This window comes from Paraburkholderia sp. (assembly GCF_034668105.1).
Classification (GTDB): domain Bacteria; phylum Pseudomonadota; class Gammaproteobacteria; order Burkholderiales; family Burkholderiaceae; genus Paraburkholderia.
The window spans coordinates 1-8,538 of the sequence record NZ_JAXDPY010000718.1; the positions used below are offsets into that span (position 1 = coordinate 1).

Annotated in this window: 7 protein-coding genes and 1 pseudogene; 7 read left to right on the forward strand and 1 reads right to left on the reverse strand. The window is 64.5% G+C overall.

What is annotated here, in order from left to right; genetic code table 11:
• Window positions 1–792 (reverse strand): annotated as a pseudogene (locus QOC89_RS31640) (hybrid sensor histidine kinase/response regulator); the annotation flags it as partial.
• Window positions 793–1,495: 703 nt separating this feature from the next.
• On the opposite strand from QOC89_RS31640, the gene QOC89_RS31645 reads away from it, so the two are divergent.
• From QOC89_RS31645 to QOC89_RS31675, 7 genes are all read left to right on the forward strand, one after another.
• Window positions 1,496–1,864 (forward strand): response regulator, encoded by a 369-nt coding sequence (locus QOC89_RS31645; RefSeq protein WP_323048647.1) that lies wholly within the window; start codon window positions 1,496–1,498, stop codon window positions 1,862–1,864.
• Window positions 1,857–2,480: a chemotaxis protein CheC gene (locus QOC89_RS31650; protein WP_323048648.1), complete on the forward strand. Its 624-nt coding sequence runs from the start codon at window positions 1,857–1,859 to the stop codon at window positions 2,478–2,480. Before QOC89_RS31645 ends, QOC89_RS31650 begins: the two co-directional genes overlap by 8 nt.
• A gap of 14 nt (window positions 2,481–2,494) precedes the next feature.
• Complete coding sequence (locus tag QOC89_RS31655) at window positions 2,495–3,439, forward strand: diguanylate cyclase (protein ID WP_323048653.1); 945 nt, start codon at window positions 2,495–2,497, stop codon at window positions 3,437–3,439.
• Between the two features lie 184 nt (window positions 3,440–3,623).
• Window positions 3,624–4,475, forward strand: coding sequence for a presqualene diphosphate synthase HpnD (gene hpnD, locus QOC89_RS31660; protein WP_323048649.1), 852 nt, complete (start codon window positions 3,624–3,626; stop codon window positions 4,473–4,475).
• A gap of 4 nt (window positions 4,476–4,479) precedes the next feature.
• A complete protein-coding gene (gene hpnE, locus QOC89_RS31665; RefSeq protein ID WP_323048650.1) occupies window positions 4,480–5,745 on the forward strand; it encodes a hydroxysqualene dehydroxylase HpnE in 1,266 nt (421 codons plus the stop codon).
• Window positions 5,742–7,778 carry a squalene--hopene cyclase gene (shc, locus tag QOC89_RS31670; RefSeq protein ID WP_323048651.1) on the forward strand — a complete coding sequence of 679 codons (2,037 nt, stop codon included), beginning with the start codon at window positions 5,742–5,744 and terminating at the stop codon, window positions 7,776–7,778. Before hpnE ends, shc begins: the two co-directional genes overlap by 4 nt.
• 3 nt (window positions 7,779–7,781) lie before the next feature.
• Complete coding sequence (locus tag QOC89_RS31675) at window positions 7,782–8,507, forward strand: phosphorylase (RefSeq protein ID WP_323048652.1); 726 nt, start codon at window positions 7,782–7,784, stop codon at window positions 8,505–8,507.
• The last annotated feature ends 31 nt before the right edge of the window (window positions 8,508–8,538 follow it).

Sequence of the window (8,538 nt, forward strand, 5' to 3'; positions counted from 1 at the left end):
CTCCGCCACCGGCGAACCTGGCGCCACCGCCGCCGGCTCGCGCGGGCGGCGCGGATAGTGCGCGAGGACCGAGCCGTCGGTGCGCAGCAGGCTCATGATCATCGGCGTGCTGTCGCTGCCGCCGAGCAGTTCCCGGTAGAACGCGTCGAAATAACCAGGCCGCAGCGCAACGGAGACGACGCCGGCAAACGAGCCGTCGGCGGCGTGCCGCTCCACCCCCGTGTTGAACACCTGCTCGCCCACCACGTGTCCCGTCATCACCTTCGAGACATGTTCGAGGCCCTTGCCGTCGCGAATGCCGACGAAATCCTCGCGATCGGCAATCGACAACACCGGCACGGGATAGAAACGGCTGGTGGCGAGCAGATCGCCTTGCAGGCCGAAAATCGACACGGCCGCGACCTGTGGATAGCCGCCGCCCATGGTGCGCAGCTTCTCGTGAATCTCGCCTTCTTTTGCGCGAATGCCGTTGTCGTCCAAACCTTGGGTCAGGTCGACAATGCGCGCGTCCAGCGTCTCGTTCATGTCGAACACTTTCAGCGCGTGTTCTTCCGCCACGCGCACGGTGCGCAGGGTGACGTCGGTCGCGTCGGCCATGCGCGTGTGCAGGTCGCTGAACGCCATCGCCGCGACGTACACGCACGGCAGCACGATGGCCACGATCAGCAGGGCGATCAGCGTGATGCGCCGGACGTGGAAATTCTGTTCCGGCACGGCGGGAAACAGCGCCCCGTCCTGACGGCTAGCGGGAAGGTGGCTCGCTTCGGGCGGGTCGAACCGGTCTGGGGTCATGGTCGAGAGCGAGGATGGTTCGGGACGAAAAAGTCGGGAGTTGGCCTGATATCGGCCTCATATCAAAAGCATAGACATGCCGCGGCGGTACGCGTTGCCGTGACACATGATCGCCTCCTGATTTGTCTGCCGTCTAATCAGTGACGAATCAGGAAGCGCAAACGTACACAAAAGTGTAAATCCAAAAGAACATCCTCTAAATCTATCAAAAAATGTTCGAAAATAACGTTTAATAGGAAACTATTTTTAGTTAGGGGGATTTCGGCGAGTTGCCTTTCCGCCGTTTTACTTCGAGAATCGATGTCATCACAAAAAATGTATCCGCGATGTTCGGATACATCTGCCGCGAGGGCAGCCTGACGACGCGCACAACGCGTAACGGAGGGCGCTCGCGTGGAAAACGCGCGCGGCAAGGGGACCAAGCCCGATCCATGAGGCCGCGCGGATTCATCTACGGGGTAGGCTTCGAACATGCTGGTCATAGCCATCGTGCACCGTGCTCGCACGCATCCATGCGTGCCTATGAGTGCTGTCAAAAGCGGTTCCATCAAAAGTGCCTCGCTGCGGGCACTCCCCGCTCGTTTGCAAGCTCCATTCTCGCAAGCCTCAGCTCGCGTTGCCGCGGGCCGACAGAGCGCGCATTCAAGAAATCGCCGCCCCCACCGTTAACGCGCCAGAGCTTATTCCGCTTATCGACCCGCCTATGCCTTTGCCTATTGTGATCGCCGACGATTCATTGCTTGCCCGCAAGGTGCTCACCAAGGCATTGCCGCCGGACTGGGATGTCGACGTCTCCTACGCCGCGAACGGGCGCGAAGCGCTCGGTCTGTATCGCCAAGGCAAGGCGTCGGTGATGTTCCTCGATCTGACCATGCCGGACATGACCGGCTACCAGGTGCTGGAAGCCTTGCAGCATGAGGACCTCAACACCTTCGTCATCGTCGTCTCCGCCGATGTTCAGCCGATGGCCCAGTCGCGCGTGCGCGCGCTCGGCGCCGCCGCCTTCATCGCCAAACCCGTGAGGCCCCAGGCGCTACTACCCATCCTCAAGGAGTACGGGTTGTATGTCTGAGCCAGTCCTCACCGAAGACCAGCGCGACGCGCTGCAAGAGGTCGCCAATCTGGCGATGGGCCAGGCCGCGACGCGTCTCGCGGGCCTGCTCGACGCATTCATCGAATTGTCGGTGCCGCGCGTGAAGGTGGTGGCAGTGAGCGAAGCGGCTGCGGCGCTACGCCAGATGACCGGGATCGAGGACACCGTGAGCGCGGTGCGTCAGGGCTTTCGTTCCGACATCAAGGGCGAAGCGCTGGTGATCTGCCGCAGCGACAGCGTCGATCAGTTGTGTTCACTGGTTAGCGATCCGTACTCGCGCTCGACCTACGAGGCGGTGAGCCAGAAAGAACTCGTGTTCGACGTCGCGAACGTGCTGACGGGTGCGTGTGTCTCGTGCATTCTCGACCAGCTCGGCCGCACGCCGGTCTTCTCCGCGCCGGGCCTGCTCGGCCAGGCGCTGACACTCGACGAAGTGTTCCAGCCCGGCGTGCTGCAATGGGAAGTCGCGTTGCTGGTGGAAGTCAATTTCGCGCTCGAGGATCAGAGCTTCCGCGCGCACCTCGTGATGCTGATGGCCGAAGAGTCGATTCGTCACGTGAGCGCGGCGCTTGACGAACTGTTGTCCAGCCTATGAATGTGCCTGTGAATATGTCTGTGGAGGTGCCCGTGAAGTCGTTGAGCGATCTGGTTATCGAACGTGTCGGTTTCGGTATCTTCGTGCTCGATCGCGATATGAACGTGCTTATGTGGAACCGTTTCATGCAGGATCACAGCGGCTTGTCGCCGGACCAGGTGGTGGGCAAATCGCTCTTCACGCACTTTCCGGAAGTGCCGCGCGTGTGGCTGTCGCGCAAGATTGAAAGCGTGTTTCAGCTCGGCAGTTTCGCATTCAGTTCGTGGGAGCAGCGCCCGTACCTCTTCAAATTCGATCATGACCGGCCGATCACCGGCGGCGTCGATTTCATGCAGCAGGACTGCACGTTCATGCCGCTCATGCGCGATCGTGAAGTGGTGGCCGTGTGTGTGACCATCTCCGACGTGACGCATGTGAGTATCGTGCAGCGAGAACGTGAAGAGGCAGTTGCCAAGTTGCAGGAATATGCGGACCGTGATGGTCTGACGGGCATCGCCAATCGCCGTTTCTTCGAAGCGCGTTTGCGTGATGAGTACACGCGCTGGCAGCGTTACGGCGGCGAGTTGTCCGTGCTGCTGTTCGACCTCGATCACTTCAAGAAAATCAACGACCAGTTCGGCCACGGCGTCGGCGACACGGTGTTGCGCGTGATGGCGCAGCGGGTCGCCGGCGTGGTGCGGGCGCAGGACACCTTCGGGCGTTTCGGTGGCGAGGAGTTTGCGTTGCTGCTGCCATGTACGCCGCTCGAAGACGCGATGCGGGTCGCGGAAAAGATACGCTGCACGATCGCCGATACGCCTGTCGAAGTGCAGGGCACGAGCGTGCCGGTGACCGCGAGCGTGGGTGGTGCGGCGGCACGCGTGGGCATGCCGGCGTACGACGTGCTGATCAATGAAGCCGACGCGGCGCTGTATAGCGCCAAGCGGCAGGGACGCAACCGCTCGGTGGCGTTTATCTGAGCCTTCCGGCCCCCGATTCGACCCCCCAACAGCGGCATCTCACAAAGATTGTTATACTTTTCGTCGTTTCCGGCATCCCTGCCGGGTGTTTCGCGCGTGTCCGCGCGCGCGTGCCGCGTGCCCTGCGGGTAGGCATTAAAACTTCTTGAACGCCTTTCAGCGGGCGCCTCCAGCGGAGATCGTCTTGGCTGTTTCCAATCTTGTCGTGGACGATACAGAAATCGACGCCGCTGCCGCCACGTCCGGCAGCTCGTTTTATCTCGCCATGCGGATCCTGCCGGCCGCGCAGCGCGATGCGATGTATCAGGTCTACGCTTTCTGCCGCGCTGTCGACGATATCGCCGACAGCGACGACCTGCCACGGGCCGAACGTGCCGCCGCGCTCGAGCGCTGGCGTGCCGACATCGACGCGTGCTACGCCGGCGCACCGCGCGCTTCCTTGCGCGCGCTGACGCGGCACATTCATACGTTCCATCTGCAACGCGAAGACTTCCACGCGATGATCGACGGCATGGCGATGGACGCCGCCGCCGACATCTGTGCGCCCGACGAGGCCACGCTCGACCTGTATTGCGACCGTGTCGCAAGTGCGGCGGGCCGCCTGTCGGTGAGGATATTCGGGATGCAGGAGGAGCCGGGCCGTTTGCTCGCGCACCATCTGGGCCGCGCGCTGCAACTGACCAACATCCTGCGCGATATCGACGAAGACGCCGGCATCAATCGCTGCTACCTGCCGCACGAGCTGCTGGCGCGCGAAGGCATCGCGGTAACAAGTCCGACGCAGATCGCCGACGATCCGTCTTTGCCGCGCGTCTGCGCGACGCTTGCCGAGCGCGCCAGGCAGCATTTCGCCGCCTCCGACGCGATCATGGACCGCGAACCGCGCAACCACGTGCGGGCGCCGCGCATCATGTCGGGCGTGTATCGCGTGCTGCTCGAACGCACGCTCGACCGCGGTTTCGACATTCCGCGTACGAAGGTCAGCAAGCCGAAGCTGCGCATGCTGTGGATCGTCGCGCGTTACGCGCTCTTCTGAGCTGATGCAAAAGCTCGTCCATGTGATCGGCGCCGGTCTCGCCGGCCTCGCCGCCGCAGTGCAATTGCAGCGGCGCGGAGCACAAGTCGTGTTGCATGAGGCGGCCGCGCAGGCCGGTGGCCGTTGCCGTTCTTATTACGACTCGAAGCTCGGCGTGACCATCGACAGCGGCAATCACAGGGTGCTGTCCGGCAATCTCGCCACGCTTAACTATTTGCGGGCGATCGGCGCCGCCGACGAGCTGATCGGCCCGGCCCAGCCCGAGTATCCGTTCGTGGATCTGGCAACGCGGGCGCGCTGGACCGTGCGCCTGTCGCCGGGCCGCCTGCCTTGGTGGATCTTCGATCCGAACGCGCGCGTGCCGAACACGGGCCCGACCGACTATCTGGCGCTCGTGCCGCTGCTGTTCGCCAAGCCCGGGCGCAGTGTGGCGCAGACCATGCGCTGCAATGGCCCGCTATGGGACCGCCTGCTGCGGCCGCTGTTTCTTGCGATGCTCAATATCGAGCCGCGTGAAGCGTCGGCGGAACTCACGGGCGCCATGGTCAGGGAGGCGCTTGTCGCCGGCGGTCTGGCGTGCCGGCCCCTGGTGCCGCGCAACGGCCTGAGCAGCGCCTTTGTCGATCCGGCGCTGCGGCTCTTGCAGCATGGCGGCGCGTCCATCCGGCTGGGTTCGCGCCTGACGGACCTCGTATTTGCCGACACCGGCCGTGTCTCGGCGCTGAATTTCGCGGACGAAAGCATCGCGATCGATGCCAACCAGGCCGTGGTGCTCGCGGTACCGCCGGACGTCGCACAGACGCTCGTGCCCGGTTTGCGCTCGCCGAGTCGCTTCGCGGCGATCGCCAACGTGCATTTCGCGATCGAGCCGCCGTTCGGGATGGCGCCGGTCACCGGGCTGCTCCACGCGACGGCCGATTGGCTGTTCGCCTTCGAAGGCCGCGTGTCGGTCACGATCAACGCCGCCGAACGCCTGCTCGACACACCGCATGAAGCGCTTGCGACAACCATCTGGGCCGAAGTGGCCCAGGCCGTCAATTTGCCGGTCGAGCCGATGCCGGCCTGGCAGGTCGTGATGGAAAAGCGCGCGACGTTTGCCGCGTTGCCGAATCAGGAAACGCTGCGTCCCGGCACGCGTACTCGCTGGAACAATTTGATGCTCGCGGGCGACTGGACGGCTACCGGCCTGCCCGCGACGATCGAAGGCGCGATCCGCTCCGGCCAGAAGGCCGCGGATACGCTGCTGAATCAACCGATGGAACGCCGATGAACGATTTATCTCAAGCCCAGCCGCTGGACGCCGTCCCGCCTGAATTCGCCGATGCCGCGCTGAATGCGTCGAAGGCTGCGTCCGTCGCCGCGCCGCAAGCTTCCGCTGAGCCGCTCGATGCCGCGATCACGCGCGCCACCGACGCGATCCTCGCCGCGCAGCAGCCGGACGGCCACTGGGTCTACGAACTCGAAGCCGACGCGACGATTCCCGCGGAATACGTTCTGCTGGTCCACTATCTCGGCGAAACGCCGAACGTGGAGCTGGAGCAGAAGATCGCCCGCTATCTGCGCCGCATCCAGTTGCCCGGCGGCGGCTGGCCGCTCTTCACCGACGGCGCGATGGACGTCAGCGCCAGCGTGAAGGCGTACTTCGCGCTGAAAATGATCGGCGACTCGCAGGATGCCGAGCACATGGTCCGCGCGCGCGAAGCCATTCTGGCGGACGGCGGCGCGGAAACGGTGAACGTGTTCACGCGGATTCTGCTCGCGCTGTTCGGCGTGGTGTCATGGCGCGCCGTGCCGATGATGCCCGTGGAGATCATGCTGTTGCCCCAATGGTTTCCGTTCCATCTGTCGAAGGTGTCGTATTGGGCGCGCACGGTGATCGTGCCGTTGCTGGTGCTGAACGCAAAGCGGCCGGTGGCGCGCAATCCTCGCCGCGTGCGTATCGACGAGCTGTTCCGCGCCGCGCCGGTCAATACCGGCATGCGTGATCGGGCGCCGCATCAGCATCTCGGCTGGTTCCGTTTCTTCCGCGGCGTGGACGTGATGCTGCGCATGGTCGACGGCCTGTTCCCGAAGGCGACGCGCGAGCGTTCGGTGCGCGAGGCGGTGCGCTTCGTCGACGAACGGCTGAATGGCGAAGACGGCCTCGGCGCGATTTTTCCGGCCATGGCCAACTCGGTGATGATGTACGACGTGCTCGGCTATCCGGCCGATCATCCGAACCGCGCGATTGCGCGGCAGTCGATCGAAAAGCTGCTCGTCATCAAGGATGACGAAGCTTATTGCCAACCGTGTTTGTCGCCGGTATGGGATACCTCGCTCGTGGCGCACGCGCTGCTCGAGACCGGCGAAGCGCACGCTGAGCAAGCGGCCGAACGCGGGCTCGCGTGGCTGCGTCCGCTGCAGATTCTCGACGTGCGCGGCGACTGGATCTCACGCCGCCCGAACGTGCGTCCCGGCGGCTGGGCGTTCCAGTACAACAACGCGCACTATCCGGACGTCGACGATACGGCCGTGGTCGTGATGGCGATGCAACGCTCGGCGGCGCTGACGCAATCGGATGTCGATCGCGAAGCCATTGCGCGGGCGCGCGAATGGGTGGTCGGCATGCAAAGCAGCGACGGCGGCTGGGGCGCGTTCGAACCGGAAAACACGCAGTACTACCTTAACAACATTCCGTTTTCCGATCACGGCGCGTTGCTCGATCCGCCGACCGCGGACGTGTCGGGCCGTTGCCTGTCGATGCTTGCGCAACTCGGCGAATTGCCGCGCGGCAGCGAGCCGGCGCAACGCGCGTTCGACTACATGCTGAAGGAACAGGAATCGGACGGCAGCTGGTACGGCCGCTGGGGCCTGAACTACATCTACGGCACGTGGACAGCGCTGTGTTCGCTGAACGCCGCCGGCCTGCCGCACGACGACCCGCGCATGAAGCGCGCCGCGCAGTGGCTCCTGTCGATCCAGAATCAGGACGGCGGCTGGGGTGAGGGCGGCGAGAGCTACAAGCTCGATTACCGCGGCTACGAGCGTGCGCCGAGCACGGCTTCGCAAACCGCATGGGCGCTGATGGGCCTAATGGCGGCGGGCGAGGTCGATCACGAGGCGGTCGCGCGCGGCGTCGAGTATTTGCAGCGCGAACAGCGCGAGCACGGCCTGTGGGACGAAACGCGCTTCACGGCGACCGGTTTCCCACGCGTGTTTTATCTGCGTTACCACGGTTATCGCAAGTTCTTCCCGCTGTGGGCGCTGGCGCGCTTCCGTCATCTGAAACGCAACGGGCTGACGCGCGTCGCGGTCGGGATGTAACGGATGGCGTTTTCGACAACACCGTCAGCTCATGCCGGCCGCGGCACCTTGCCGGTGATCGTGGTGACGGGGATGGCGTTCGAAGCGCGCATCGCGCGCGGCAAGGGTGTTGAAGTGGTCTACGCGGCGCGCGCCGATCTGCTGGAGCGGGCGTTGAGCGCGGCGGTCGCGCGTGGTTGCTCGGGGATCGTGAGTTTCGGAACGGCCGGTGGGTTGGCGCCTGACCTGGAGCCGGGCACGTTGATCGTCGCTGAGGCCGTTGAGGGGCCGTTTGGGCGGCTCGAGACCGATCGGTCATGGGCTGACAGGCTTGCCGCTGCGCTTGCCACCGGGCCGCTGACGGCGCGTTTGCGGCGCGGCCTGATGGCTGCCGTGACCACGCCTTTGATCAGCGCTGACGACAAGCGCGCGTTGCATCGCTCAACCGGCGCTTTGGCGGTCGATATGGAATCGCATATTGCCGGTGCGACGGCCGCCGCGCATGGTCTGCCGTTCGCGGTGTGCCGCGCGATTGTCGATCCGGCCTGGCGGACGCTGCCTTCCGCTGCCACCGCCGGCTTGCGTGACGATGGCAGCACGGCGCTGGGGCCGATTTTGCGGGAATTGCTGCGGCAACCGTCGCAGCTCGGGGCGCTGCTTCAGGTCGCCGTCGATGCGCGGGCGGCGCGGACTTCGCTGGTGCAGGCGCGGCAGGCGATGGAGGAGGGTTTGCGGTTCGGGGATGTCTGAGCGGCAGTTGCTCAGTCGGTGCTTCTGTTTG

Bases quoted from the DNA above. Each gene is read 5' to 3' on its own strand.
- QOC89_RS31645 (WP_323048647.1), top strand. From the start codon at position 1,496: ATGCCTTTGCCTATTGTGATCGCCGACGATTCATTGCTTGCCCGCAAG.
- QOC89_RS31675 (WP_323048652.1), top strand. From the start codon at position 7,782: ATGGCGTTTTCGACAACACCGTCAGCTCATGCCGGCCGCGGCACCTTG.
- QOC89_RS31655 (WP_323048653.1), top strand. From the start codon at position 2,495: ATGTCTGTGGAGGTGCCCGTGAAGTCGTTGAGCGATCTGGTTATCGAA.
- QOC89_RS31650 (WP_323048648.1), top strand. From the start codon at position 1,857: ATGTCTGAGCCAGTCCTCACCGAAGACCAGCGCGACGCGCTGCAAGAG.
- hpnE (WP_323048650.1), top strand. From the start codon at position 4,480: ATGCAAAAGCTCGTCCATGTGATCGGCGCCGGTCTCGCCGGCCTCGCC.
- shc (WP_323048651.1), top strand. From the start codon at position 5,742: ATGAACGATTTATCTCAAGCCCAGCCGCTGGACGCCGTCCCGCCTGAA.